The following is a 25164-nucleotide window of genomic DNA, read 5'->3' as shown; positions in this document are numbered from 1 at the left end:
TCGCCCACCTTCGCCAAGGCTACGTTAAGGGAGACCGGGCAGCAGCCAAGCTGAAAGCTTCAGTTAGGCGCTTTTGTGGTTATTGTTCTTCGGGTCCTGGGCCTCGGCGATGATCTTCTGCGCCAGGTGGCTGGGGACCTCTTCGTAGTGCGAGAACTCGGAGGTGAACATGCCGCGGTCGCTGGTCATGGAGCGCAGGTCGTTGGAGTAGGTCAGAACTTCCGACATCGGCACCACGCTCCTGATGATCTGCGAGTTCGCCTTCGGCTCCACCCCCACCACCTTGCCGCGCCTGGAGTTGAGATCGCCGATCACGTCGCCCATGTTTTCATCCGGGACGGTGATCTTCATGTTGACGATCGGCTCAAGCAGTACCGGCTTGCATTGTTCCATCGCCTTCTTGAACGCCATGGAGCCGGCGACCTTGAAGGCCATCTCGGAGGAGTCGACGGTGTGGAAGGAGCCGTCGAAGAGCGCCACCTTGAAGTCCACCACCGGGTTCCCCGCGAGGAACCCTTCCTTGGCCGCCTCCTGGATCCCCTTGTCTACTGCGGGGATGTACTGGCGCGGGATGACGCCCCCCACGATCTTGTCCTCGAACTTGTACCCTTCGCCGCGCGGCAGCGGCGACAGCTCGATCCAGCAGTCGCCGTACTGGCCGCGCCCGCCGGACTGCTTCTTGTATTTCCCCTGCACCTTGGCGGTGCCGCGGATGGTCTCGAGATATGGGACCTTCGGGGTCTTCAGGATGACGTCGACGCCGAACTTGCGCTTCAACTTCTCGACCACGACTTCAAGGTGCACCTGCCCCATCCCGGAGATGATGAACTCGCGGGTCTGCGGGTCGCGGTGGCTCTCGATGGTCGGGTCCTCTTCGATCATGCGCTGCAGGGCGCTGTGGATCTTGTCCTCGTCATTCTTGGTCTTGGGCTCGATGGCGTAGGAGATCACCGGCTGCAGCGGCTGGGCCGGTTCGTACACGATCGGTTTCGCCTCGTCGCAGAGCGTGTCGCCGGTCACCGTTTCCTTAAGTTTCGCTACGGCCACGATGTCGCCCGCGACGGCCTGCTTGATCGGGTGCTGCTTCTTCCCTTCCAGCTCGAAGATCTGGCCGATGCGCTCCTGGACCCCCTTGGTCGAGTTGTAGACCAGCGAGTCGGAGTTCAGGACCCCGGAGTACACCCGGAAGATAGTGATCTTGCCGGTGTAGGGGTCGGAGGTGGTCTTGAAGACCAGAGCCGAGAACGGCTCGCTCTCGGACGGAGCGCGCTCGATGACCTGCTCGGTTTTCGGATCGATCCCGACCGCCTTGGTGCGATCAAGGGGCGACGGCAGGAAGTCGCAGATGCCATCCAACAGCTGCGCGACGCCGATGTTCATCGCGGCCGAGCCGCAGAAGACCGCGGTGAAGGTGCTGCGCATGGTGCCGACCCTGAGGCCGTCGAGGATCTCCTCCTCGGAAAGTTCACCGGTATCGAGAAACTTCTCGGTCAGCGCGTCGTACGCCTCGGCCACGGTCTCGACCATCATCTCCCTGAGACGCTTGGCATCGTCGAGGTACTCGGCCGGGATCTCCCCCTCGGTGAACTTCCCGGAGAGGTCCTTCTGGTAGCGGTAGGCCTTCATACGCACCAGGTCGATGACCCCTTCGAAGTTCTCCTCGGCGCCCAGCGGCATCTGCACCGCGACCCCCCTCGCCCCCAGGGCCTTCTCCATGTCGTCGATGGCGCGCAGGAAGCTGGCACGCTCCCGGTCCATCTTGTTCACGAAGGCGATGCGCGGGACCTCGAACTCGTTGGCCCACTGCCAGACCTCCTCGGTCTGAACCTTCACGCCGGAGATGGCGGAGAGGATCACAACGGCGCAGTCGAGCGTCCTCATGCAGGCGCGGGTATCGGCGATGAAGTTGCCGTATCCCGGGGTGTCCACTATGTGGAGGGAGTGCCCTTTCCACTCGCAGTGGTCCAGGGAGGAGGTGATCGAGATCCGGCGCTTGATCTCTTCGGGCTCGAAATCCATGGTGGAGCTGCCGTCGTCCACCCTCCCCAGCCGGTCGATCATGCCCGTATCGAACAGGATCGCCTCGGCCAGCGAGGTCTTACCGGCACCGCCGTGAGCTACAATACCGAGGTTACGCAGTTTTGCCGTTTCATACCTTCCCATAGTGCCCTCCCTTTAGAATGAAGATCATGAATGACCTACGCTTCAACGAGAAACCGACTTGAGCGAAGCTGACGAAACAAACAACTACCAACTACCTGGCTGAACTCTCAATGGATTTTGGCGTACCTCCCTCACCCGCTATCTGCGCGTGTGAACCGACTCCTGATTTAAAACGGACTATTCCACAAACGGAATTATTGGGAAGAGCCCGGTGCACCTGCCCTTAGGGCTTGTTCCTCTTGTAGATGATGCGCAGACCTTCCAGGGTGAGGAACTCATCCACCGCCTCGATGGTGCTCGATTCCGGCGCAATCAGCGAGGCGAGCCCGCCGGTGGCGATCACCTTGAGGTTCTCCTTCCCCTCGGCCTTCATGCGCTGCACGATGCCGTCAACGAGCCCCACGTAGCCGAAGAAGATCCCGGCCTGCATCGAGTTCACCGTGTTCTTGGCGATGATGCTGGGGGGGCGGGCGATATCCACACGCGGCAGCTTGCTCGCTTTCTGGAACAGGGCCTCCATGGAGATGGCGAGCCCGGGGGCGATGGCGCCGCCGCAGTACTCCCCCTTCTTGTTGACGTAGTCGAAGGTGGTGGCGGTGCCGAAGTCCACGATGATGAGCGGCGAGCGGTACTTTTCAAACCCCGCGATGGCGTTGACGATCCGGTCCGCACCAACCTCTTTGGGGTTGTCGTAGTGGATCGGCATGCCGGTTTTGATGCCGGGTCCCACCACGTAGGGGTTGATCTTGAAGTACTGGCGGGCCAGTTTCTCCAGCACGCCGGTCAGGGTCGGCACCACCGAGGAGACAATGATGTCCTTCACGTCCGAGAACACGATGCCGGACAGGCGGAACAGGTCGTGGAACAGGATGCCGTACTCGTCGATGGTCTTGGACTTGTCGGTGGAAACCCGCCAGTCTTGAACCAATCGTTCCTCATCGTAAATCCCGAGAACGATGTTGCTGTTCCCGACGTCGATCACCAAAAGCAAGCCAACCTCCAAACTGCGCCTCACGCAAAGCCGCAAAGACGCAAAGCAAATACCTGTAACAAATATCAAACATCACTCACGCGCAAAAGGCTCTGCTTTTCTCTGCGCCTTTGCGGCTTTGCGTGAGCAGGTCTTAGATGAGCGCGACGTCGCCGGAGAGGACGGTCTCCACCTTTCCGTCGGACAACTGCACCAGTAAGGCACCGAAGGAGTCCACCCCCTGCACCATCCCCACGAATTCCCGCTCCCCCTGGCTCACCTTGACGTTGCGCCCCTTGATGGCGGAACGCTCCAGCCATTCGGCCCGCACCGGACCCTCCCCCTCGCGCAGGAACACGTCGTAAAGCCGGTCCAGTTCCACCAGGAGCGCCCGGGTGAAAGCGAGCCGGTCCACCTCGGCGCCCCCCTGCTCCAGAAGGGATGTTGCCGGGTGGCGCAGTAGCGACTCCGATATCGACGACATGTCCAGGTTGAGGTTCACCCCGATGCCGAGCACCACGAAGTTGACCTTCTCGGTCTCCGCGTTCATCTCGTTCAAAAGCCCGGCGACCTTCTTGCCGTTGATCAGGATGTCGTTAGGCCACTTGATCTGCGGCGTTAACGCGGTGCAACTCTCGATGGTGCGGGCCACGGCGACCACGGACAAGAAGGTGAGCTGGCAGGCGGCCATCGGTGCGATGGCGGGACGCAGAACCACGGAACAGTAGAGATTTACGCCGGGGGGCGAAAGCCAGATGCGACCGAGCCTCCCCTTACCGGCGCTCTGGGCATCGGCGATGACCACAGTCCCTTCGGCAGCACCTTCTTCGGCCATCCTGAAAGCGACCTGGTTGGTGGACTCGGTTTCCTTGAGGCAGATGATGCTGGTGCCGATTCTCGTGGTGGCGAGGCCTGCTGAGAGATCCAACTGGGTGAGAACTTTGGGTGAAGAGAGCAACCGGTAACCCTTGGAGGGAACGGCTTCGATCAGGTACCCGCTGGCGCGGAGCCCCTTGACGTGCTTCCAGACTGCGGTTCGCGACACCCCCAGGAGGCGGCTCAGCGCGGCGCCGGAAACCACCCCGTCGCCGGAGCGGAACAGCTCGATGATCCTGCCGTCTACCCCGGAGTCTTTCAAACGCCCTCCATCAGCATTGAAATGTCGGTCGCGCGTACCGAGTGGGTGAGCGCTCCAACCGATATGATATCCACACCGGTCAGGGCTATGGACCTGATCGTTTTCAGGTTCACCCCCCCGGACGCCTCGACCAGCGCCCTCTTATTTATTATTCCCACTGCCTCGGTCATCTGCTCAAGGGACATGTTGTCCAGCATGATGATGTCGGCACCGGCCTCAAGCGCCTGCTGCACCTCGTCCAGCGTCTCGGTCTCCACCTCGATCTTCAAGGTGTGCGGGATGTAGGCACGGGCTGCGCGCACCGCCTCGGCGATGCCGCCAGCGGCAGCGATATGGTTTTCCTTGATGAGGACCCCGTCGTAAAGGCCGGTACGGTGGTTGGTGCCCCCCCCTACCCTCACAGAGTATTTCTCCAGCACGCGCAGCCCCGGGGTGGTCTTCCTGGTGTCGACGACGCGGGCGCCGGTCCCTTCCAGTTCCTTCACGTAGGCGGCGGTCTGGGTGGCGATGCCGGACATCCTCTGCAGCAGGTTCAGGGATACCCTTTCTCCCTGCAAAAGAGTCGCGGCGTTACCCTCCATCACGGCGATGATGTCACCCTTTTGCAGGCGGGCGCCATCCTGGTAGTGCGCGGTGAAGACGATGCCGGCGTCGAGCCTGGCGAAGACACGACGGGCCACGTCGATACCTGATAGGACCATCTCCTCCTTGGCGACAAGCCGCGCGCGCATGCGGCGCGGGGTGGCTACGACAGAGAGCGTGGTGATATCGCCGGTGTGTATATCCTCGGCGAGGGCGTTATCTATTATGTTATCGATTTGGTTCATGTTATCCGGGCTCTCCCTGAGTTAAGCGGCAGTTTTTTATAGCACAGCTTAACTAGCCCCGCAACCGCTAATAAAATTCGCCAGCAAGCTACTGACGCCACTCTACGGGTACCCCGGCCTGGGCGGCGGCAAGCTCGAGCGCGGCGATCCGGTTCAGCATCTCGCTTATCCTGGCATCGAGGGTAGAGACCTGGGCCTCCATGGTGTTGATCGCCGCACGGTCGCGGGCGCGCTGGAAGATGGTCCGCTTGCGACGCAGTTCAACCAGTTGCTGCTCCTTGCCGGCCCGCTCGTCCTGGAGGGCCTTGAGCTCGGTTCGCAGCGACTTGTAGCGTTCGCGCCACCAGCTCTCGCCATGCCCGCCAGGTTCGACGGTCGTTGGTGGGGCCGGCCGGGTTACAACTTCATTGCCGGGAGTCACGACAGCAGGCGCGGTATCGGAGACATCCACCCGGTGCGCCTTCTCGCGGTACTGCTTCGGGATGTGGCTGCGATTGTCGGTGAAATGGACCACCCCGTCGGCGTCGGTCCACTGGTAGAAGGCGGCGCGGGCGACGGTCGGGGTGAGGAGAATCAGCATCAAAAGGGAGAGCAAAATCGTTTTCATCTTCCCTCCTGTAACATGGCCTAAACGGCCAAACATAAAAAACAATCAATAGTTTTGAATTGACGATGCCCTTTGCGGTGTGTATATTATCCCGGCTAATGCCAGGAAGGATAGCAAATAAACAACCAGAAGGAGTGTACCATGCAGTTTCGTCTCGCCTTGCTTATGGTTCTTATCGTCTGCGCGTTCCCTGTTGCGCTTTTCGCCAAGGAGACCAAGGACGTCAAGTTCCCTCTTAAGAACGGAGAAGCCGTTGTCTTCAGTCACGATGTGCACCTGTTGAAATATAACAACAATTGCAGGATCTGTCACAACGCCATCTTCGATCTGAAGGCGAAGCGTCACTACACCATGGCTGAGATGGAAAAGACCAAGTCCTGTGGCGCCTGCCACAGTGGCATCAAGGCTTTTAGCGTAGCCGATGAAAAGAGCTGCGTCAAATGTCATAAGGGCAAGCCGCGCAACGTCGAATTCAAGATCAAGGGGCTCGGCCAGACCACCTTCAGCCACTCCGCGCACCTCGCCAAGATCAGCGACGGCTGCAAAGCCTGCCACAACGGCACGGTCATCACCGGCAAGGAAGGGCGCGTCACAATGGCCCAGATGGAGAAAGGCAAGACCTGCGGCGCCTGCCACAACGGCAAGAGGGCCTTCACCGTTGCCGGCAACTGCGGCAAGTGCCACGCCGGGATGAAGCCCCGCGAGATCACCTGGAAGGCCAAAGGGGTGACCGACGCCAAGTTCAGCCACGACTTCCACCTCGAAGCGTTCAGCTGCAAAGACTGCCACACCAAGCTCTTCGCCTTCAAGGCCGGCGCCAAGCACTTCAGCATGACTGACATGCAGAAAGGTAAGTCCTGCGGCGGTTGCCACAACGGCAAAGAGGCATTCTCCGTCGCCGGCGACTGCAACAAGTGCCACAAAGGCTACAAGCCGGGTGCCGTGATCTTCAAGAACGAAGGCGGCGAAGTGAAGTTCAGCCACGAGTTCCACCTGGAAGCTTACAAGTGCGCTGACTGCCATAACAAGATCTTCCCGATGCGGGCCGGCGCGAAGCACCACACCATGGGCGACATGGAAAAAGGTATGTCCTGCGGTGCCTGCCACAACGGCAAGGACGCCTTCACCTCCAACGGTGAATGCGACAAGTGCCACAAGATGTAACAAGCAGCACCATGTGAAACACCAAAGGCGGGACCGAAAGGTCCCGCCTTTTTTTATGGTTATGATGGGATTTAGTGGGCGCTGCCGGTGCTCACCTCCCCTCGCGGATGGGGTAAGGGCAGGTAAAAGTGGCCCCTGCGGCAGCATCGGGTATACTTGGCGAGTTTGTGAATTTTAACCTTACAGTCACCAACAGGTCACATTGCCCACACCCTGTGTGCCGCACACGGGGTGTCACCCAAGGGAGGCCACAGATGTCAATGCCGCGATCGTCCCTGGCATGCGCTGGCAGCGTTCCTGGTAAAGAGGAGGGATGTCATGGCAGATCTCTACTTAGGCTGCAGCGGTTTCAGTTACAACCATTGGCGCGGCAACTTCTACCCGGCAGAACTCCCAGCCAAGCGGTGGTTCGAATATTACCGCTCAGTCTTCAACACGGTCGAACTCAACGTCACCTTCTACCGGACCCCCTCGGCGGAAATCTTCAAGCACTGGCATGACGAGAGTGAGCAGGACTTTTCGTTCGCGGTTAAAGGAAGCCGCTATATCACCCACATCAAGAGGTTGCACGACGTCGAGACCTCTCTCGTCAGGTTCTTCAGACCTGCGCACGAGTTGCAGGAGAAGCTGCAGGTGATGCTTTGGCAGTTTCCGCCTCAATTCAAGGTGGATCTGCGCAGGCTGGAGCGCTTTCTGGAACAGGTCGCACCGTACCACGGCAGGCACACGCTGGAGTTCAGAAACGAGAGTTGGCTCACCGACGAGGTGGTCAGCCTATGCAAGAGCCGCAACGTCTCGCTCTGCATGGCGGACCGCCCGACCTTCATCGAGTCGCTGCCGATTACAGCGGACTTCGTCTACATCAGGCGGCATGGGATGGAAGGGAGTTACAACGGGTTCTATGATTACGAGCAGTTGGAGAAGGATGCGGTGCGGATCAGGAAATACTTAAGCCGCGGTCTGGATGTCTACATCTACTTCAACAATGACATGGGAGGCGCCGCGCCGCGAAACGCAAGAGAACTGGCCGCCATGCTCAAGGAACCGCTCGATAAAGAGTGACTCACCGACTCCCCTTGCCGGGCCGCATCAGATCATCGGTCCGGCCGCCTGATTTCCCCGTATCGTCCCTTTCTGGAATCAGCACCAGGTCGAGTTGCGCCCCTTTAGCCCGGCGTTTGGGATAGTGCTGCGTAACCAGCCCCTCGAAATTCTTCACGTCCACCAGAATGTGGATGTGCGGCGGACGGTTTGCATAGGGCACGGCCGCAATGGTCTGCAGGCGGTAGTGCCCTTTCCTGTCGGAGTAAACGGTGGCGCGATAGGCATCGTCGTAGCGGCCGTCGGGACCAGCCTGCCAGAATTCGATGCGGGCGTTGGGGATGGGGGAGCAATCGGCGGAGGAACGGACCGTACCGCTCAGGATGTAACCTTGGCCAATACTGTCGCGCACTGGCGCATTGGGGCGGTAGAAGGGGCCGATCTCGTCCCAGGGTGTCGGCGGGCAGGACCGGGCAAAGGCGCAAATTGATGCGGAGAGGATGAGGAGCAGCAGGAACAGTGCAACAAGAAGGTGCCTGGAAGTAGCCATAGTGTCATCCTCCCATCTCCTCACCAAAGGACTAGCGAGGAGGGCCACAGATGTGATCGAGGCTTGTCTCAATGGTCTGGCCGTCAAAGGTCAAGTAAATGTTCCCCTCTGTGACAGTTATGGACCAGTTGATCACCCGCTCCAGCTTACCACAAAGCTGCCCCAGCAATTTGAAATCAATGCCGATGACCGTCAGGTTCTTAACCCCTGCCAGCTTCTGCTGATGCTGGGTGAGCCAGCGGCTGACGTTGGCACCGAAGGTGAACAGGAAGGCGCGCTCGACGTGGCGGCAGGACTTGGCGAGCCGTTCCGGATCCGGTTGCCCCACCTCGACCCAGAGCTTGACCCGCCCATCAGGCCCCTTGCTCCAGAGATCAGGCTCATCGCCCGAGCCAACCCCCTTGCTGAAGGCGAGATCCTCCTCGTAGCACAGTGCATAGGCCAAAAGCCTTGTCAGCAGCCGCTCCGCGGTTTCGGAGGGATGCTGGGCGATGGTGGTCTGGATGTCGGCGTAGATCTGGCGGTCCAGATCCGACAGTTGCACCGACGCGCGGTAAATCATGGAAGGCAGAGCCATTAGTCATTCCTTTTCAAAATATGTCGGTACCTTCGTCCACTGTAGGGGCGAATAATCATTCGCCCCCCTCAGTCGCGGCCATTGTCTCTCGCGGCATCGGCGTCGGCCCGCGCACCTGTGACGGGCAAATGGTTATTTGCCCCTACAGCAGGAAAAGACGCTTCAGCCCCTTCCATCGCGGCCATTGTCTCTCGAACCATCGGCGTCGGTCCGCGCACCTGTGACGGGCAAATGGTTATTTGCCCCTACAGCAGGAAAAGACGCTTCAGCCCTCCTCCCGTGCCCAGCGCTTCCAGTCGAACCCATCGAAGTCGATCATCAGAGCCGTAGGGATCAAGGTGTCCAGTTCGCTCATCCTGCGCCCCAGGAACCTCTCGGTGAAATCCCGAAAGAGCGCCACCTCCGCCCGGAGTATGGAGTCAAAGGGAGCGGTCAGCCCGGGAAGGGTGAGCGGGTCCGCCTCGGTGAAGTTCATGGTGCACCACTCGTCGTGCATCACCTCACCTTCCGTGTCGACCAGCGGGATGCCGTGCAGCCGGCAGGTCATGGGGCGGTGGTCGTAGACCAGGCAGCGGCCGTCGTCGCCCAAGAGCACGCACGGGGTCTCGTCCAGGTCCGGCATGAGCAGTTCCCACTCCTCCTCGGGGCGGTAATTCAGCACGAAGGGGTGGTCGAACTCCGGCCACTCCTGCCGCATCAGCGCAAGCCGTTCCCGGCACTTCGCCAGCACCGGCACCCTGACCGCTTCAGGCAGCCTATCGAAGCCGAGTTTCAGGTAATAGGCGTCCAGGAGGGTGATGTCGAAGGTGCTCCGGCAGCAGCCAGAGCAGCCGCTCCGGCAGGCGATGTGCTCCGGGTAGGCTGCCATGCAGCGAGCGAACCAGTCGTCCACCCGCGCCAGCAGCTCGCGGTTCCGTTTCAAAATCTCTTCCATGAAAACCACTCAGTCCATACTCCCCTCCCCTGGAGGGGGAGGGTCAGGGAGGGAGATGATCTTTACCACCAGCCCGACTCCCGACCTCCCCCCTCCGGGGGAGGAGTGTAATGCCCCATTCAAAAACAAAGGCGGCAATAGGATTCATTGCCGCCTTCGGTACGCACAGTATCGGTCAAATACTAGGCGAGGATCTCGGCTTTCGTGAAGATGGACTTCAGCCAGTACCCTTCTGCCTCGATGTTCTCGCGGCCGCCTTCCTCGCGGTCAACCAGGGTGACCACACCGAGCACCACCAGCCCTTCCTCTTCGGCGCGCTTGATGGCCTTCAGGGAGGACCCGCCGCTCGTTACCACGTCCTCGACGATGACCACCTTGGCGCCGGGCTTCAGGTTCTTGCGCCCTTCCAGCCAGGCGCCGGTGCCGTGCCCCTTGGGCTCCTTGCGGATGATGAAGCCGGGAACGGGCTTTCCTTCCAGGAAGCTGACCACGGAGGTCGCGGTGGCGATCGGGTCGGCGCCCAGGGTGAGCCCCCCTACCCCTTCGACCCCTTCCACGTCCTTGATGGCCTCGAAGAAGAGCTTGCCGGTCAGGTAGCCGCCCTCGGGGTGCAGCGTGGTCTGCTTCCCGTCAAAGTAGAAATCACTCTGACGACCGGAAGCCAAGGTCACGTTCCTCTTCTCGTAGGACAGCTCAATGATGATCTTCTTCAGTCTTTCCTTTTCGGTCATTTCTCGGCAGTCTCCTTTTCAAATAGTCCCATCTGGGGCTCTTGCTGATCCATCAGACGCGGGAATTTAACCGGGTATCCCCCGGTAAAGCAGGCGGTGCAGAAGCCGGCGTTCTCGGCGCCGACGGTAGACATGAGACCTTCTTCGGAAAGGTAGCCGAGCGAGTCAGCGGTTATGTAGCGGCGGATCTCGTCGATGGAATGGGACGAGGAGATCAGCTCCTTGCGGTTGGGGGTATCGATGCCGTAGTAGCAGGGATAGCTTGTGGGGGGCGACGAGATGCGCACGTGCACCTCGGCGGCTCCGGCGTTACGGATCATCTTCACGATCTTTCTGGAGGTGGTGCCGCGCACGATGGAGTCGTCGATGACGACAACGCGCTTCCCTTTCAGCACCTCCCGCACCGGGTTCAGTTTGATCTTGACGCCGAAGTGACGGATGGCCTGCTGCGGCTCGATGAAGGTGCGCCCGACGTAGTGGTTGCGGATCAGACCGAGCTCGAACGGGATGCCGGATTCCTCGGCGTAGCCGAGCGCCGCCGGGACGCCGGAGTCCGGGATCGGAATGACGATATCGGCATCGACCTTGTGCTCGCGGGCCAACTGGCGCCCCTGCTCCTTGCGCACCTGGTACACGTTCTTGCCGAAGATGTGCGAGTCGGGACGGGCGAAGTAGACGAACTCGAAGATGCAGGGGGTCGGCTCGGCCTTCTTGAGCGGAAAGAAGGAGGTCAGGCCGTTCTTGTCTATGACGATCACCTCGCCGGGCTCGATCTCGCGGATGAATTCGGCATCGATCAGGTCAAGTGCGCAGCTCTCGGAGGCGACCACGTAGGCGCTCCCCTGGCGCCCAAGGCAGAGCGGGCGGAAGCCATTGGGGTCGCGCGCCGCCACCATGCGGCTCTCGGTCAGGAAAAGGAGGCAGTATGCGCCCTGGATCCGGTTCAGCGCGTCGGTGAGGCGGTCGAGCAGCGAGTTGGCCTTGGAAGTGGCGAGCAGATGGACGATGATCTCGGTGTCCATGGTGGTCTGGAAGATGGAACCGTACGCCTCCAGCTCGTCCTTGATGATCTGGGCGTTGACGATGTTGCCGTTGTGGGCGACCGCGATGGAGCCGCGGGAGTAGTCCACATTGATGGGCTGGACGTTCTTGATCACCGAGGAACCGGTGGTCGAGTAACGTACGTGGCCGATGGCGGAACGGCCGGGCAGTGTCTTGAAGATGTCGGGGTTGCCGAAGACGTCGGCCACGAGTCCCATGCTTTTATGCGCGTGCAGGTTGCTTCCGTCGGAGGAGACGATACCGCAACTTTCCTGTCCCCTGTGCTGCAAGGCGTAGAGCCCGAGGTAAGTGAGGTTCGACGCCTCCGGGTGGTTGAATACACCGAAAATGCCGCACTCTTCTTCGGGCCTGCGCATCATCATTTCTTCCACGACTGCTCCTTATCCTTTATGAATCCCCCCTCCCCTTGCGGGAGGGGGAGAGTTCGGTTAGAAGTTCTCTTTCACGTACTTCGCCGCGTTCTTGAAGAAGATGAGCCCTTCGCCCTCTTCCGGCAGTTCCTCGCGGGTCCAGCGCGGGTGCTGGGTGCGGTGCACGAAGGCCTCCGGGTGCGGCATGAGCCCCATGATCCTGCCGGTCTCGTCGCAGATGCCGGCAATGGCGTTCACGGAGCCGTTGGGGTTCTCGGGGAACTCCATGGTCGGTGCCGTGTAGTTCTTGTCGGAGTACTTGAGGCAGGAGAGGTGCTTCCCCTCGATCGCCTCCAGGGTCGCGGCGTCATCGACCAGGAACTTCCCTTCACCGTGGCGCACCGGGAGGTAGACGCCCCCCTCGATGCCGCGGGTGTACAAGGACGGGGAAGCGGCGTCGACCTTGAGATAGCACCAGCGGTCCTGGAAACGGCCGCCTTCATTGTAGGTCAGCGTAACCGTCTGATTCAGGTAGTTTCCGCCAAGGGCGGGGAGCATTCCCATCTTCACCAGGAGCTGGAAGCCGTTGCAGACGCCGAGGATCAACTTGCCGTCGGCGATGAAACGGGTGATCTGGTCCACCAGGCGCTCCTCTTTACCTTCCACCGCGGCGTAACGCAGGCGGTTCGCCTGTGCCTTGGCGCTCCCCAGGTCGTCGCCGTCCAGGAAGCCGCCGGTAAGGTTCAGGAAGTGGTAGTCGTCCAGGGTCACCTCACCGGTCAGAAGTTCAGCTATATGGGCGATGCGCGCCTCGTCGAAGCCGCCCAGCTTGCAGGCGTGGGCCGCCTCGGTTTCGCAGTTGGTGCCGTTGCCTGTTATGACAAGCGCTTTAGCCTTGGTCATCAATAAAGTCCTCTATCGGATGGTTAGTAGCGGGCACAGCGGTTCTCATTATTGCACAACCCGCTCTTTTTCTGCATATAAAAGATTCGCGATACAAGCTGCCGCCTGTCCACATCCTCCCTCTCCCCCTGGGAAAGGGCCGGGGTGAGGGCATCGACAGCTGCGTTGTCCTCACTTCGTGCCATCTCCCTCACCCGGCCTTCGGCCACCCTCTCCCGGAGGGCGAGGGTACGCTTCCGGACGAGGTATGGGGTGGAGAGGGAATTGGGCCGGTTACAGATCCTTCAGCGGCTCCTGCCAGGCGGCCTTCAGCTCGGCGTTCTGCGCGTTTACCACCACACTCCCGGAAAGCCCCTTCACCTTCAGAACCGGCTCGGCGGTCACCGCGCCGATCCTGGCGAAGCTCGTCCCCGCCATGGCCTTCTCGAACTCCGCCTCCTTCCCGGCGCCCACCGTGACCAGCAGACGGGACGCGGACTCGGAGAAGAGAAGTACGATGTCGCTCTTCTCTGCGGCGTCACCCTTGTAGGCCACCTGGGAGAGATCCAGGTCCATGCCGAAGCCGCCGGCAAAGGCAGACTCGGCCGCGGCAACCGCGAGGCCGCCGTCGGAGAGGTCGTGGCAGGAAGCGACGAGGCCTGCTTTGAGCGCCGCGCCGTAGGCACGGTAGGTGGCCAGTGCCGCCTGCGCGTCGACCTTCGGTACGTTGTTGCCCACGAAGCCCTTCTGCGCCAGGTACTCGGAAGCGCCCAGCTCGTTGGCGGTGGCGCCCAGGAGATACACCTGGTCTCCGGCGCGCTTCACGTCCATGGTGACGGCGAGACGCGCATCCTCCATCTTGCCGATGACCGAGAAGAGCAGGGTCGGCGGGATGGAGATCTTGGTGGTGCCGTCGTAGAAGTCGTTCTTCATCGAGTCCTTGCCGGAGATGAGCGGCATGGAGAAGACGGTGCAGTAGTCGTAGAGCGCCTTGTTGGCGCGCACGAGCTGAGCCATCTTGTACGGGCCGTCCGGGGTCCTTTCGGAGAGGACCGGGTCGCACCAGCAGAAGTTGTCCAGACCGGCGACGAGGTCGAGCGAGCCGCCGACGGCGACGTAGTTCCTCAAGCCTTCGTCGATGGCGTTGGCCGCCATGTCATAGGCGTCGATGTCGCTGTAGCGCGGGCAGATGCCGTGGCCGACCACGACCCCCTCGAAGGAATCGAGGATGGGGCGGACCACCGCTGCGTCCGACGGGCCGTCGTTGTCGACGCCGGTGAACGGCTTCACCACGGAGCCCCCCTGGACCTCGTGGTCGTAACGGCGCACCACGCTCTCCTTAGAGCAGATGTTCAAGGAGGAGAGAAGCGCCTTGACGTCGGTGGTGTAATCAGCGGCCGGGGCCAGCTTCGGCTCCTCGTGCACCGGCTTTTCCCAGCGTGCCGGGATCTGCATCGGCGGCAGCCCCGCGTGCATGAAGGAAAGCGGCAGGTAAGCCACGGTCTTGTCGCCGTAGAGCATGTGGAAGATGCCGGAATCGGTGAAGGTGCCGAGCACGGTCGCCTCTACGCCGTAGCGCTTGGCCATCTCCATGAACTCATCGATCTTCTCGGGGGGCACGGCGAGGCTCATCCTCTCCTGCGCCTCGGAGATCAGGATCTCCCAGGGAGCCAGCCCCGGGTACTTGAGCGGCGCCTTGGAGAGGTCGAGCTGGCAGCCGCCGCACTCCTCGGACATCTCACCAATGGAGGAGGAAAGCCCCCCTGCCCCGTTGTCGGTTATGAAGCGGTAGAGCGCCTTGTCGCGGGCGCGGATCAGGAAGTCGAACATCCGCTTCTGGGTGATCGGGTCGCCGATCTGCACCGCGGAGACCGGCGAGTTCTCGTTCAGCTCCTCGGAGGAGAAGGTGGCGCCGTGGATGCCGTCCTTGCCGATGCGGCCGCCGGTCATCACGATCAGGTCGCCCGGTACGATCTTCTTCTGGTGGGAGGGCTCACCCTTGATGGTGGCGGGCATGAGCCCCGCGGTGCCGCAGAAGACCAGCGGCTTGCCGGCAAAGCGCTCGTCAAACACCAGCGAGCCGTTCACGGTCGGAATGCCGCTCTTGTTGCCGCCGTGCTCGACCCCCTCGACCACGCCTTCGTAGATGCGGCGCGGGTGCAGCAGGCGCTTGGGGAGCTCCTTCTCGTAGAACGGGTCGGCGAAGCAGAAGACGTCGGTGTTGAAGATGAGCTTGGCCCCCTTGCCGGTGCCGAACGGATCGCGGTTCACGCCGACGATGCCGGTCAGCGCCCCGCCGTAGGGGTCGAGGGCGGACGGGGAGTTGTGGGTCTCGACCTTGAACACCAGGGACCAGTCGTCGTTAAACTTGATGACGCCGGCGTTGTCCTTGAAGACGGAGAGGCAGTAGTCCTTGTCCCCTTGCGCAGCGCGCACGTCGGCGGTGGTCTTCTGGATGTAGCTCTTGAACAGGGAGTTGATTTTCTCGGTCTTGCCGGTGCCGTCGTCGTAGGTCACGTCGGCGGAGAAGATCTTGTGCTTACAGTGCTCGGACCAGGTCTGGGCCAGGGCTTCCAGTTCGACGTCGGTGGGCGCGGCGCCAAGGCCGAGGCTCTTGCGCTTCTCGACCACCTGCGGGTCACGGTAGTGCGCCTGGATGATCTTCATCTCGTCCAGGGTCAGCGCCAGCACGCCGTCGCGGCTGATGCGCATCAGTTCCTCGTCGGAGACCTCGAGGTTGATAGTGTTCACCTCGACCTTCGCCTCGACCTGCACCTTGGGGACGAAGGGGGCGACGCCCCCCTGGGCCTTGAAGGTCGCCGCGTCGAGGATCTGGTAGCGCTGGATCAGCGTGTTGCACAAAAGGCCGGTGGCGATCTTCTCGGCGTCGGCCTGGGCCAGCTTCCCGGAGATCAGGTACTGAACGGAGGTGTACACCCCCTCCCCGGCGGCCAGCGGGCGGCCCAGGAGGTAGCTGATCGCCTCGCCAGCGGTGCGGCCGACGTTGTCGGTGACGCCGGCACGGAAGCCTACCTCAACCAGGTAGTCGAAACCGGCGGCAGCGGGCTTGTCGATCGAGTAGTTCTGGATGACCGGGTCGCTGAAGGGGCCGGCGGCAACCTGGGTCAATTCCTCGGCGGAGAGTGCCGCGTCGACCGTGTAGACGTCGATGGTGCGCACGTCGGCCACTTCGAGGTGGAGGAAGTGCGCGATCTCGCGCTTGATGCGCTCGCCGCGCGGGTCGCGAACCTCATCCTTTAGGGTGATCTCAATCCTGTGGGGCATTGTTGGTGTCCTTTTCATGGATAACCGTACGCGTCGGGTACGGGATGGTGATGCCGTTGTCCTGGAAGCACTGCAGCAGGGCGCCGTTGATCTGGTCGGTGGCCGCCACCGTGTGGGTGTAGTCGGCGACCCAGAAGAAGAGCGAGAGGTTCAGCGAGCTGTCGCCGAAGTTCATGAAGAAGGCCTCGGGCTTGGGCTCGTTGAGCACGTCCGGCACCGAGAGGGCGGTCTGCACCATCAGGTCCTTGGCGCGCGCCACGTCGCACTCGTAGCCGATGCCGATGTTGACCCGCCCCTTCACCCGCACGTCCGGGAAGGCCATGTTGACCAGGGTCGAGTTGCACAGCTCGGAGTTCGGGATGATCAGGAAGGTATTGTCCGCCCCCTTGATCTTGGTGCTCCTGAGACCGATATCGATGACGTCCCCGACCTGGGTGCCGAGCTGGATGCGATCGCCGATCCGGAAGGGACGGTCGATCATGAGCGTGAAGCCCGACACCATGTTGGCCAGGGTGTCCTTGGCGGCAAGACCGATGGCCAGAGATCCGACGCCCAGGGCGGTGACCAGCGACAGAATGTCGTAGTTGAAATGCTTGAGGGTGATGATGAGTGCGGTGACCACCAGGAAGATGGTGCACAGCTTCTCCACCAGCGGCATGATCTGGCGGCTCACCTCGGCCCCGGCCACCCGCGCACCGTACGCCCTGAGGAGCTCGTCCAGCGCCCGGTAGGCGATCACGGTGAGGATGGTGATGTTCACCACGAACAGAAGCCCGGCGGCGGCGATGCCGACCTTGTCGTGCAGCGGCAGGCGCTTGATGGCCAGGTACAGGCCCGCGCAGTTGACCAGGAGCATGGCGGGCCCGGAGACCCGCTCAAGGATCCTGTCGTCGAGATCCGTCTCCGTGGCGGCGCACAGACGGGTGCCGATCTTGGCGATCAGCACCTGCAAGAGCCTGGAGAGGAGGTAGAAAACGGCGATGATGCAGACGGAAATCAGCGCCTGCTTGGCCCAGAACAGATAGAACGGGTCCATCTCGTCCGGTTTCAGGTAGTACAGGAGGTTATCCACCAAAGACCCTCGTGAAAATAGTGTCGACGTGCTTCAGATGGTAACCCAGATCGAAGGCTTCCTTGATTTCCTCGGCGGGGAGGAAGGAGGCCACTTCTTCGTCGTTCAGGAGCTCGGTCTGGAAATCCTTCCCTTCTTCCCATACCTTCATGGCGTTTCTCTGCACCAGGGCGTAGGCCTTCTCGCGGGAAGCGCCCGCCTCGGCGAGCTTCAGGAGCACGCGCTGGGAGAAGATCAGGCCGCGCATCTGGTTCAGGTTGCGCATCATGTTTTCCGGGTAGACCACCAGGTTCTCGATGAGGCCGATGGCGCGGTTCAGCATGAAGTCCAGGGTGACGGTCGCGTCCGGCCCGATGATGCGCTCAACGGAGGAGTGGGAGATGTCACGCTCGTGCCACAGCGGCACGTTCTCGATCGCGGAAAGGGCGTAGCCGCGCATAAGGCGGGCGAGGCCGGTCAGGTTCTCGGAAAGGACCGGGTTCCTCTTGTGCGGCATGGCGGAAGAGCCCTTCTGCCCCTTGCTGAAGAATTCCTCGGCCTCGAGCACCTCGGTCCTCTGCAGGTGCCTGATTTCCACTGCGAACTTCTCGATGGAGGAGGCGATGATGGCAAGGGTGGTGAAGTACTCGGCGTGGCGGTCGCGCTGCAGCACCTGGGTGGAGCAGGGAGCGGGCTTCAGCCCCGCCTTCTTGCAGACGTACTCCTCGACCTGCGGGTCGATGTTGGCGAAGGTGCCGACGGCGCCGGAGATCTTGCCGTAGGAGATGGTCTCCAGGGCCGACTCCATCCGTTTAAGGTTCCGGGCCATCTCGTCGTACCAGAGCGCCATCTTGAGGCCGAAGGTGACCGGCTCGGCGTGGATGCCGTGCGAACGCCCCATCTGCGGGGTCATCTTGTGCTCGAAGGCGCGGGTCTTGATCACGGCCATGAGGCGCTTGATGTCGGAGAGGATCAGTTCGCCCGCTTCCTTGAGGAGCATGGCGAAGGAGGTGTCGAGGATGTCGGAGGAAGTAAGGCCCAGGTGGACAAAGCGGGAATCGTCACCGATGTAGTCGGCAACGGAGGTGAGGAATGCGATGACGTCGTGCTTTACGGTGCGCTCGATCTCGTCGATGCGCGCCACGTCGAAGCTCGCCTTGGCCCTGATGCGGGAGACCGCCTCTTTCGGGATACGCCCCATCTCGGCGTGGGCCTCGCAGGCGTAGATCTCTATCTCGAGCCACTTGGCATAGCGGTTTTCGGGCTCCCAGATGCGGGTCATTTCAGGACGGCTGTAACGTTCGATCACGAATTCTTCCCCCTTGCTGAATTGTCTGATTTTTTTATGGCAAAAACAGGTGCATCCCCTCTAAAGAGGACTGGCTCCGCCAGGTGCCTGTCCCTTTACCAGGGAGGCCACGAAAAGTAGCCTGTCCCCTTTTATAAACGGAGCACCGAAAAGTAGCCTGTCCCCTTTACCAGGGGGTGCGAGTGTCACGCAGAGAATACGCCGCTTACCTGGTGCTGGCACCCGAGAAAGAGATCGGGACCGCACTGGTTCTGACGGCTCAAAAGTCCGCGCGCGGCGGCAAGCGCCAGCGCCGGATCGTTGTTCACCTCGGAGAGATGGGAGAGAAAGACCCCCTGAAGATCGCCATGCAGAAGCTCCTCCAGAAGATTCGCCCCCTCCGCGTTGGAGAGGTGCCCGTGGCGGGAGCGGATGCGCTGCTTGAGGTGCCAGGGGTACGGTCCGTCCTGCAGCATCTGCTCGTCATGGTTGAATTCCAGCACCAGCGCGCGGCACCCCTTGAGCTTTTCCTGCGTGAGCCGGGTGGCGATCCCGAGGTCGGTGGCGAAACCGATGCATCCCTCGCCGCTTTCGATCCGGAAGCCGACCGGGTCGCAGGCATCGTGCGTCACCGGGAAGGGATCGATCGAAACCCCCTTGAAAACGAAGGAGGCGCCGGCTTCGAACTCGACCGTCTCAGCCTTGCCGATCACGTGGTGCGCCGCCTGCAGCATCCGGCTGGAACCAAGTACCGGGATCTTCAGGCGCCGGGCCAGCGTGCCAACGCTGCGGATGTGGTCGGTGTGCTCGTGGGTGACCAGGATGCCGTCCAGCGTGGCGGCATCGACGCCGATGGAGGCAAGCCGGTTGGTGGTCTCCCGACCGGAGAGGCCGGCATCGATCAGCAAACGGCAGGAATCGGTTTCCAGAAACAGGGAATTCCCCTTGCTGCCACTTGCCAAGAGGCTGAGCCTCATTTTCCCCTCCAAACTAGCGCAATCCGGCCCCGAAGCGGGAGCTCATGAACGGCAGAAAAACCTTATTTTTATACAGGAACTGGCTGGTAGATTCAAGATGAAGTTGCTGAGATTTGGTTAACGCAAAAGCCTGCTGTAGTCGGTGCTTCCCTCGTTCAGGCCGGGGGACACGGGGAGCAGGATGTGGAAGGTGGAGCCGGGGAAGCGCTCCGCGTTGTAGCCGGTGGATTCGACCCAGATCTCGCCGCCGTGCATGTCGACGATCCCCTTGGCGATGGAGAGGCCGAGGCCCGCCCCCTTGGCCTTGAAGGCGACCTTGCCGCTGGAATGTTCCTGGATATTCCCCACCTCGTAGAACTTGTCGAAGACACGCAGCTGGTCCTCGCGGTCGATGCCGATCCCGGTGTCGGTCACGGTGATCTCCAGGAACAGGTGGTGTTCCCGCCCTTCCCCGCTCCCCGAGGGGCCGCGCAGGAGATACTTGGCGGAACTGCTGACCGTGATGCGGCCGCCGTCCGGGGTGAACTTGATGGCGTTGCCCAAGATGTTGGAGAGAAGCTGCATGAGACGGAGCGCGTCGCCGCGGATGGTGGGAAGCGACTCGTCCAGGTTGAGCACCACGTCCTGCTTTCTCATGGAGAAGAAGAAGCGCAGTTCGTTTACGCTCGCCTCGATGAGGCGGTTCAGCTGGATGTCCTCGACTTTCAGCTGCAGCCGCTTCTCGTCGATCATGGAGACGTCGACCATGTCCTTGATGATGTTGTCCAGGCGCGAAGCGGCGTTGGCGATGTTGACCACCATCTCCAGGACCGTCTTGTCCACCTTGTCGGCAAGGTCGGTGGTGATCAGCTCGGAGTACCCCATGATCACGGTGAGCGGTGTCTTCAGCTCATGGGAGGCGAGCCCGAGGAAGGAATCCTTCATCCGGTTCAGGCGCGCCAGGTCCGCGGAGCTCTTCTCCAGGTTGAGGATGATCTCGCGCTCGCGGGTCACGTCACGGAAGATCGCCTGCACCAGCGTCTCCGCGCCGCTCTTTATATTGGAGGCGTGCAGCATGGCGACCATGGCGCCCCCTTCCTTGCGGCAAAGCTGCATCTCCTCGGCGATGTGCGCCCCTTCGGCGGCCTCCCGGAAGATCCGGTGCACCTTCGGGATGTTGCTGATGTTGAGGAGCAGGAGCATCTTGGTGAGCGGCAGCCCCACCAGCTCCTTCGCGTCGTAACCGAAGAACTCCTCGGCCATCTTGTTGACCATGCGGATGGACTCGTCGGCCCCGATCACCACGATGGCGTCGCTTGCGTCCTCCATCAGCGATTTGTAAAGCTCCTCGGAGCGCTCCAGGTCGGTGGAGAGTTTTTCCAGCTTGCGGTAGGAGGCCTGCAGCTCGTCGAAGGTCCGCTCCATGTCCTGGTAGTTCTTCTTGATCTCGGCGTCCCTGTTCTTCAGGAACTGGGACATGATGTTGACGTTGCGGGCGAGCTCGTTGAACTCGTAGACCTGCACCTCCCCGATATGGGTGTCGAAGGCACCCTCGGATATCTGCTTCACCCCCTTGAGCAGCAGGGAGATGGGCTGCATCACGTAGCGCTTCATGAAGAGCATGATGAGCGTGAAGGAGGTGACCAGGGAGAACGCCAGGAGGAACAGGGTCTTCAGCACCATTCCCTTCATCTTGTCGAAGACGACCTGCTCGCTGAAGCCGACGTGCGCCTGGGCGACCGGCTTGCCGTAGGGGCTCATGACCATGACGGCGCTGTCGTAGTAGGAGTTACTGGAGCCGTCCACGGTCATGGCGATACGGCGCTTGTAGACCGGCTCCTCCCCTACCCGCGCCTCTTCCTTCTGGGACTGCTGGACGGGAAGCGACATGAAGCGCGGGTCGCTGGCGAAGAGCACCCTGCCGTTTAGTTCAGTGACCACGCAGTAGGCGATGTCGGGGTTCCCCTCGATGATCTCGCGGCACTTCTCGGACACACCGGTCATGTCCTTCAATTCCAGACCGAGGTTGATGACCTTCTCGATGTTGGATTTGAGAGCGACGGCAAGTCCCTTGGAACGCAGGTTCAGCGCGTTCACCTGGTCCTTGCGCAACGCCATTATGTCCATACCGGAACCAATGAAGATGGTGAGGAAGAGGATCAGGAAGGAGAACAGTAAGATGCGTTTTTCCAGTGTCATTTTCATCTATGGTCTATTCCAGCAACGGCGTGGATGAAAGAAATGCGCATCATGGGCCACGCCAGCATAATTTATACGCCGACAAAAAGTCAATTATTATGTGGATTTATTCACCGATAAAATTTCCGGCCCAACCACGCGAACCAGCGTCGAAAGCGTCGCCGCTCGTCCCCATTGTCGCTATCGACCATACGGGAAAAAGCTTGAATAAAATCTTGACGGGCACTGGTTCGGCTGTTAGTATCCCAATTGTGAAGGAATACTTAATTAACAGGAGGGGGACATGGCTTTAAGAGTAGCTGTTAATGGATTCGGCCGTATAGGACGTTGTGTACTCAGAGCTGCTGCACAGTCGCAAGATTTCGAATTTGTTGCAATCAATGACCTCACCGATGCTAAAACGCTGGCGCACCTGTTAAAGTATGACTCCGTTCATGGGAAATTTCCCGGTGAAGTATCCGTAGACGGGGACCAGCTCATCGTCAACGGAAAGGCCATCAAGGTCCTCGCCGTGAGAAACCCTGCGGAGCTCCCCTGGAAAGACCTCAAGATTGACATCGTCCTCGAGTCGACCGGCCTCTTCACCGCTCGTGACAAGGCGGCCCAGCACCTCACCGCGGGAGCAAAGAAGGTCATCATCTCCGCCCCCGCCACCGATCCTGATCTCACGGTGGTTCTCGGCGTCAACGACAAAGAGTACGACAAGAACAAGCACCACATCGTCTCCAACGCCTCCTGCACCACCAACTGCCTGGCGCCGGTCGCCAAGGTCCTGCAGGACAGCTTCGGCATCGAGAAGGGGCTCGTCACCACGGTTCATTCCTACACCAACGACCAGAACATCCTGGACCTGCCACACAAGGACCTGCGCCGCGCACGTGCGGCCGCCCTCTCCATGATCCCGACCACCACCGGCGCCGCCAAGGCGGTATCCCTGGTGCTCCCGGCCCTGAAGGGGAAACTGGACGGCATGGCCATCCGCGTCCCGACCCCGAACGTCTCCGTGGTCGACCTGGTTGCCACCCTCTCCAAGCCGACCGACGCTCAGCAGGTGAACGCCGCGCTGAAGGCAGCTGCTGAAGGGCCGCTCAAAGGGATCCTCGGCTTCTGCGAAGAGCCCCTGGTCTCCTGCGATTTCAACGGCAACACCCTCTCCTCGATCGTCGACGCGTCCTGCACCAAGGTCATCGACGGCAACATGGTCAAGGTCATCTCCTGGTACGACAACGAGATGGGCTTCTCCAGCAGGGTGGTCGGCCTGATGAAAATGCTGTTGTAGAACAAGTCAACAGAAGGTAAATTGCGGGGGGAGATTTTCCCCCGTTTATTTTTATTGTGTCTAGGAGGAGTCATGTCAATTCGTTACATCGATGAAATCGAAAGCCTCGCCGGAAAGAAGCTGTTCATGCGTGTCGACTTCAACGTGCCTTTGGACGACAACCAGAACATCACCGAGGACACCAGGATCCGCGCCGTGCTGCCGACCCTGAACTACGCGCTGGACCAGAAGGCGAAGATCATCCTGGCCTCGCACCTTGGACGCCCCAAGGGTGAGCGCAAGGAGAAGTACTCGATGGCGCCCGCAGCCAAGCGCCTCTCCAGGCTCCTTGGCAAAGAGGTGAAGCTCGCCTCCGACTGCATCGGTGACGAGGTGCGCGCCATGATCGACGCCATGCAGCCCGGCGACGTGATCATGCTTGAGAACGTCCGCTTCTACGCCGGCGAGGAGAAAAACGACGTTGACTTCGCCAAGGCACTGGCCAACGGCTGCGAGGTGTACGTGAACGACGCCTTCGCCGTGTCGCACCGCGCCCACGCTTCGGTCGAGGCAATCACCGATTTCTTCCCGGTCGTGGCCGCCGGTTTCCTGATGAAAAACGAGATGAACTACTTCGAGAAGGCGATGAAGAACCCGATCCGCCCGCTGGTCTCCATCCTGGGAGGCGCCAAGGTTTCCGGGAAGATCGAGGTCCTCGAGAACCTGTGCGACAAGGTGGACAAGATCATCATCGGCGGGGGCATGGCCTTCACCTTCCTGAAAGGAATGGGGTACAACGTCGGCAAGTCCCTGGTCGAGGACAACCTCATCGAGACCGCGATGAAGACCTACGAGAAGGCGCGCGCCCAGGGGGTCAAGTTCTACCTCCCGGTCGACTGCGTGGTCGCCGACCAGTTCAACCCCGCAGCCGAGACCAAGGTCTGTCCGATCCAGGAGATCCCCGAAGGGTGGATGGCGCTGGACATCGGCCCCGCCACCGTGGCCCTCTTCACCGAGGCGCTGCATAACGCGAAGACCATCGTCTGGAACGGACCGATGGGCGTTTTCGAGATGGATGCCTTCTCCCGCGGCACCTTCGCCATGGTCTCCGCGGTCGCCAACTCCTATGCGCTCACCATCGTCGGCGGCGGCGACACCGACGTCGCGGTGCACCGTGCCGGCGAGTACGCCAAGATAAGCTATATCTCCACAGGCGGCGGCGCCTTCCTCGAACTGCTCGAAGGGAAGAAGCTGCCGGGCATCAAGGTGCTGGAAGACAAGGGGCACAAGTAGGCCGATCAAGTCAGTCCAACGAGTCCGACCAGCCAGACTGGTCGGACCACCATTGCAGACACTACCATTGTTGGAGGAACCAATGCGCAAGCCGGTCATCGCAGGCAACTGGAAACTGTATAAGACAAAGGACGAGGCGCTGGCACTGATCGAGGAACTGGCACCACTGGTCGCAGGGGTGGACAACGTTGAAGTGGTGGTGGCGCCGGTGTTCACCGTTCTCCCCTCCCTCCCCTCCGCGCTTGCCGGCACCAGCATCAGCCTCGCCGCCCAGGATGTCTTCTGGGAGGAGGAAGGCGCCTTCACCGGCGAAGTATCGCCGCGCATGCTGCTTGACGCGGGCGCAAGCCACGTCATTATCGGGCACTCCGAGCGCAGGCAGTACTTCGGCGAAACCGACCAGACGGTGAACAAGAAGATCAAGGCGGCTCTCAAGGGGGCCCTGGTCCCCATATTCTGCATCGGGGAGACGCTGGAGGCGCGCGAAGCGGGCGACACGTTCAAGGTCCTTGAGCGCCAGGTGCGGGGCGGCCTGGAAGGACTCACCGAACCCCAGTTCGCGCCGGTGATCATCGCCTACGAACCGGTCTGGGCCATCGGGACCGGAAAGGTGGCCACCGACGAGCAGGCGCAGGAAGCACATGCCTTCATCCGCGGCGTGGTCGCCAAGATGTTCGGCCAAGCTGCCGCCGACAAGGTGAGAATACTCTATGGCGGTTCGGTCAAGCCTGACAATGTCAAAGGGCTCATGTCCTGCACTGACATAGACGGCGCCCTCGTGGGAGGTGCAAGTCTCAAGGGAGCCTCTTTCGCCTCGATCGTCCGTTTTGGCGAATAA

21 protein-coding genes are annotated in these 25164 nt (G+C 61.1%); 5 read left to right on the top strand and 16 right to left on the bottom strand.

Translation table 11 applies throughout. From position 1 onward, the window contains the following. Positions 1-63 precede the first annotated feature (63 nt). The 5 genes from fusA to KP001_RS04640 all read right to left on the bottom strand — a co-directional run bounded on the left by fusA (position 64) and on the right by KP001_RS04640 (position 5705). Entirely contained in the window at positions 64-2163 is a 2100-nt protein-coding gene (gene fusA, locus KP001_RS04660) for an elongation factor G (protein ID WP_217288407.1), read from the bottom strand. Between the two features lie 223 nt (positions 2164-2386). Beyond that, positions 2387-3154, bottom strand: a complete 768-nt coding sequence (locus tag KP001_RS04655; protein ID WP_217288406.1) for a type III pantothenate kinase — start codon at positions 3152-3154, stop codon at positions 2387-2389. A 133-nt stretch (positions 3155-3287) separates the two neighbouring features. Continuing rightward, a complete protein-coding gene (locus tag KP001_RS04650) occupies positions 3288-4271 on the bottom strand; it encodes a biotin--[acetyl-CoA-carboxylase] ligase (protein WP_217288405.1) in 984 nt (327 codons plus the stop codon). Next, positions 4268-5098 (bottom strand): carboxylating nicotinate-nucleotide diphosphorylase, encoded by an 831-nt coding sequence (nadC, locus tag KP001_RS04645; protein WP_217288404.1) that lies wholly within the window; start codon positions 5096-5098, stop codon positions 4268-4270. Before nadC ends, KP001_RS04650 begins: the two co-directional genes overlap by 4 nt. 88 nt (positions 5099-5186) lie before the next feature. Continuing rightward, positions 5187-5705 (bottom strand): DUF4124 domain-containing protein, encoded by a 519-nt coding sequence (locus KP001_RS04640; protein ID WP_217288403.1) that lies wholly within the window; start codon positions 5703-5705, stop codon positions 5187-5189. Between the two features lie 141 nt (positions 5706-5846). Here KP001_RS04640 and KP001_RS04635 point away from each other — a divergent pair, with 141 nt between their 5' ends. Continuing rightward, positions 5847-6869 (top strand): cytochrome c3 family protein, encoded by a 1023-nt coding sequence (locus tag KP001_RS04635; protein ID WP_217288402.1) that lies wholly within the window; start codon positions 5847-5849, stop codon positions 6867-6869. Between the two features lie 318 nt (positions 6870-7187). Further along, the gene (locus KP001_RS04630) at positions 7188-7931 is read left to right on the top strand and encodes a DUF72 domain-containing protein (RefSeq protein WP_217288401.1); all 744 of its coding nucleotides are present in this window, start codon (positions 7188-7190) and stop codon (positions 7929-7931) included. 1 nt (position 7932) lies between these two features. On the opposite strand, the gene KP001_RS04625 is transcribed toward KP001_RS04630, so the two are convergent. The 11 genes from KP001_RS04625 to KP001_RS04575 all read right to left on the bottom strand — a co-directional run bounded on the left by KP001_RS04625 (position 7933) and on the right by KP001_RS04575 (position 21781). Then, entirely contained in the window at positions 7933-8460 is a 528-nt protein-coding gene (locus KP001_RS04625; protein ID WP_217288400.1) for a dioxygenase family protein, read from the bottom strand. A gap of 31 nt (positions 8461-8491) precedes the next feature. Continuing rightward, positions 8492-9037 (bottom strand): YaeQ family protein, encoded by a 546-nt coding sequence (locus tag KP001_RS04620; protein WP_217288399.1) that lies wholly within the window; start codon positions 9035-9037, stop codon positions 8492-8494. Positions 9038-9302: 265 nt separating this feature from the next. Next, positions 9303-9971, bottom strand: a complete 669-nt coding sequence (locus KP001_RS04615; protein ID WP_217288398.1) for a YkgJ family cysteine cluster protein — start codon at positions 9969-9971, stop codon at positions 9303-9305. A gap of 182 nt (positions 9972-10153) precedes the next feature. Continuing rightward, a complete protein-coding gene (pyrE, locus tag KP001_RS04610; RefSeq protein WP_216510725.1) occupies positions 10154-10702 on the bottom strand; it encodes an orotate phosphoribosyltransferase in 549 nt (182 codons plus the stop codon). Continuing rightward, on the bottom strand, positions 10699-12126 hold the full coding sequence (gene purF / locus KP001_RS04605) for an amidophosphoribosyltransferase (protein ID WP_217289548.1): 1428 nt from the start codon (positions 12124-12126) through the stop codon (positions 10699-10701). Before purF ends, pyrE begins: the two co-directional genes overlap by 4 nt. 66 nt (positions 12127-12192) lie before the next feature. Then, positions 12193-13017: a phosphoribosylformylglycinamidine synthase subunit PurQ gene (locus tag KP001_RS04600; RefSeq protein WP_217288397.1), complete on the bottom strand. Its 825-nt coding sequence runs from the start codon at positions 13015-13017 to the stop codon at positions 12193-12195. A gap of 273 nt (positions 13018-13290) precedes the next feature. Next, positions 13291-16281 carry a phosphoribosylformylglycinamidine synthase subunit PurS gene (locus KP001_RS04595; protein WP_217288396.1) on the bottom strand — a complete coding sequence of 997 codons (2991 nt, stop codon included), beginning with the start codon at positions 16279-16281 and terminating at the stop codon, positions 13291-13293. Then, entirely contained in the window at positions 16265-17353 is a 1089-nt protein-coding gene (locus tag KP001_RS04590; protein ID WP_217288395.1) for a mechanosensitive ion channel family protein, read from the bottom strand. Before KP001_RS04590 ends, KP001_RS04595 begins: the two co-directional genes overlap by 17 nt. After that, a complete protein-coding gene (gene purB, locus KP001_RS04585; protein WP_217288394.1) occupies positions 17346-18641 on the bottom strand; it encodes an adenylosuccinate lyase in 1296 nt (431 codons plus the stop codon). Before purB ends, KP001_RS04590 begins: the two co-directional genes overlap by 8 nt. Before the next feature lie 185 nt (positions 18642-18826). Continuing rightward, positions 18827-19597 carry an MBL fold metallo-hydrolase gene (locus KP001_RS04580; RefSeq protein ID WP_217288393.1) on the bottom strand — a complete coding sequence of 257 codons (771 nt, stop codon included), beginning with the start codon at positions 19595-19597 and terminating at the stop codon, positions 18827-18829. Between the two features lie 117 nt (positions 19598-19714). Then, a complete protein-coding gene (locus KP001_RS04575) occupies positions 19715-21781 on the bottom strand; it encodes an ATP-binding protein (RefSeq protein ID WP_217288392.1) in 2067 nt (688 codons plus the stop codon). A 277-nt stretch (positions 21782-22058) separates the two neighbouring features. Here KP001_RS04575 and gap point away from each other — a divergent pair, with 277 nt between their 5' ends. From gap to tpiA, 3 genes are all read left to right on the top strand, one after another. After that, on the top strand, positions 22059-23054 hold the full coding sequence (gene gap / locus KP001_RS04570; RefSeq protein ID WP_217288391.1) for a type I glyceraldehyde-3-phosphate dehydrogenase: 996 nt from the start codon (positions 22059-22061) through the stop codon (positions 23052-23054). Between the two features lie 72 nt (positions 23055-23126). Continuing rightward, complete coding sequence (locus tag KP001_RS04565; protein WP_217288390.1) at positions 23127-24326, top strand: phosphoglycerate kinase; 1200 nt, start codon at positions 23127-23129, stop codon at positions 24324-24326. Between the two features lie 82 nt (positions 24327-24408). Further along, on the top strand, positions 24409-25164 hold the full coding sequence (gene tpiA, locus KP001_RS04560; RefSeq protein WP_217288389.1) for a triose-phosphate isomerase: 756 nt from the start codon (positions 24409-24411) through the stop codon (positions 25162-25164).

It is taken from the genome of Geomonas subterranea (assembly GCF_019063845.1).
Lineage (GTDB): Bacteria > Desulfobacterota > Desulfuromonadia > Geobacterales > Geobacteraceae > Geomonas > Geomonas subterranea.
This window is presented reverse-complemented; position numbering and strand designations above follow the sequence as displayed.

What these genes read in the sequence shown, in the direction of transcription:
- fusA (WP_217288407.1), bottom strand. Translation starts at nt 2,163, where the DNA reads ATGGGAAGGTATGAAACGGCAAAACTGCGTAACCTCGGTATTGTAGCT.
- nadC (WP_217288404.1), bottom strand. Translation starts at nt 5,098, where the DNA reads ATGAACCAAATCGATAACATAATAGATAACGCCCTCGCCGAGGATATA.
- KP001_RS04640 (WP_217288403.1), bottom strand. Translation starts at nt 5,705, where the DNA reads ATGAAAACGATTTTGCTCTCCCTTTTGATGCTGATTCTCCTCACCCCG.
- KP001_RS04635 (WP_217288402.1), top strand. Translation starts at nt 5,847, where the DNA reads ATGCAGTTTCGTCTCGCCTTGCTTATGGTTCTTATCGTCTGCGCGTTC.
- KP001_RS04630 (WP_217288401.1), top strand. Translation starts at nt 7,188, where the DNA reads ATGGCAGATCTCTACTTAGGCTGCAGCGGTTTCAGTTACAACCATTGG.
- KP001_RS04625 (WP_217288400.1), bottom strand. Translation starts at nt 8,460, where the DNA reads ATGGCTACTTCCAGGCACCTTCTTGTTGCACTGTTCCTGCTGCTCCTC.
- KP001_RS04620 (WP_217288399.1), bottom strand. Translation starts at nt 9,037, where the DNA reads ATGGCTCTGCCTTCCATGATTTACCGCGCGTCGGTGCAACTGTCGGAT.
- KP001_RS04615 (WP_217288398.1), bottom strand. Translation starts at nt 9,971, where the DNA reads ATGGAAGAGATTTTGAAACGGAACCGCGAGCTGCTGGCGCGGGTGGAC.
- pyrE (WP_216510725.1), bottom strand. Translation starts at nt 10,702, where the DNA reads ATGACCGAAAAGGAAAGACTGAAGAAGATCATCATTGAGCTGTCCTAC.
- purF (WP_217289548.1), bottom strand. Translation starts at nt 12,126, where the DNA reads ATGATGATGCGCAGGCCCGAAGAAGAGTGCGGCATTTTCGGTGTATTC.
- KP001_RS04600 (WP_217288397.1), bottom strand. Translation starts at nt 13,017, where the DNA reads ATGACCAAGGCTAAAGCGCTTGTCATAACAGGCAACGGCACCAACTGC.
- KP001_RS04595 (WP_217288396.1), bottom strand. Translation starts at nt 16,281, where the DNA reads ATGCCCCACAGGATTGAGATCACCCTAAAGGATGAGGTTCGCGACCCG.
- KP001_RS04580 (WP_217288393.1), bottom strand. Translation starts at nt 19,597, where the DNA reads ATGAGGCTCAGCCTCTTGGCAAGTGGCAGCAAGGGGAATTCCCTGTTT.
- KP001_RS04575 (WP_217288392.1), bottom strand. Translation starts at nt 21,781, where the DNA reads ATGAAAATGACACTGGAAAAACGCATCTTACTGTTCTCCTTCCTGATC.
- gap (WP_217288391.1), top strand. Translation starts at nt 22,059, where the DNA reads ATGGCTTTAAGAGTAGCTGTTAATGGATTCGGCCGTATAGGACGTTGT.
- KP001_RS04565 (WP_217288390.1), top strand. Translation starts at nt 23,127, where the DNA reads ATGTCAATTCGTTACATCGATGAAATCGAAAGCCTCGCCGGAAAGAAG.
- tpiA (WP_217288389.1), top strand. Translation starts at nt 24,409, where the DNA reads ATGCGCAAGCCGGTCATCGCAGGCAACTGGAAACTGTATAAGACAAAG.